Annotated in this window: 1 protein-coding gene; it reads right to left on the reverse strand. The window is 39.8% G+C overall.

Annotated elements, in window-relative coordinates; all coding sequences use genetic code 11:
* On the reverse strand, positions 1-924 hold a 924-nt coding region (locus EYW48_RS21165; protein ID WP_277433046.1), incomplete at its 3' end, for an amidohydrolase family protein.
* Positions 925-1162 lie beyond the last annotated feature (238 nt).

Below are 1162 nucleotides of genomic sequence, written 5' to 3' on the forward strand. Positions count from 1 at the left end.
TAATAGCAAACTCGATGTATCACTTGATTGGATTTTCTTTAGAAAAGCTAGTTGCGGTTCCATAGAATCAGCAGGATAAATCCAAGGGCGCAACGACACTCGTGCGGTCAGATTACCGTCTTTTTCTGCCTGTTTCCACACTTCATACCATCCGCGTTTCCAATAGAGTCGACCATCACCAATAGTCGTAATGCCGTATGATGCTGACTCTTCTAGGCCAACCATCAATCCATCATAACTTTGATCAAATTGACCTTCTAAGCTGTTCCATGCCATTTCCATAACGATATCTCCAGCATTATCAAATAAGATACCGTTAAGTTCACCACTAACTGGATCTTTGAGAATCTTTCCTCCTTGAGGCTCAGGTGAATCTTTAGTAATACCAGCAAGTTCCAGTGCAGCAGAATTTACCCACATAGAGTGTGAGGTCTGCTCCATGAATACGACAGGCCGATCAGGAAAAATTCCATCTATAACCTCAAGAGGTGTTTGAATATTATCTTCATTTAGAATGGCATCTAACGAAAAACCATACCCCATCAGCCACCCTTTGGACTTACTATTTCGACTGCAAGCTTTTAGATAAGGTATTTGGGCTTCAAGTGATGCATCCATACTGAGTTCACAGTTACCTCCAGCTTCAGAGGCTGCTTCAAAAACATGGTTGTGGTTATCAATAAAACCTGGCATTACATATCCATGTTCGAGATCGATGACTTCAGTGTTTTCACTACGATATTTCTTGGTATCCGACATTTTGCCAACGAACAAAATATTTCCATCATGAACTGCAATTGCATCGGCATTTTCATGACCGTGGATTTTTGCGTTTGTTAAGATCATATCGGCTTTTTCAACAGCCGATGCATTCGAACTCATGATTAAACTCGCTATTAGTGTTAAAGGGGAGGTTCGGTTCATCATTTATACTCCTTGCGTACCCCACATTTATCCTCAATGCAGGGAGTGCTTTGATTTCGTCGGATAGAGATTAAAGAATAGTAAGAACAAAAGAAAAATAGTGAGTATAAGAATACAGGGATAGGTTAGATACTTAGTCTCAACTCAACTAACTTGGTGATGGATGAACAATTAAAGGATAATTTTTCTAATCAGAGCCTTATGTGGTAAATCTTTTTACCTAACGCTCTTTTGTCCA

It is taken from the genome of Vibrio sp. 1180_3 (assembly GCF_029478545.1).
In the GTDB taxonomy this organism is placed as follows: domain Bacteria; phylum Pseudomonadota; class Gammaproteobacteria; order Enterobacterales; family Vibrionaceae; genus Vibrio; species Vibrio aestuarianus.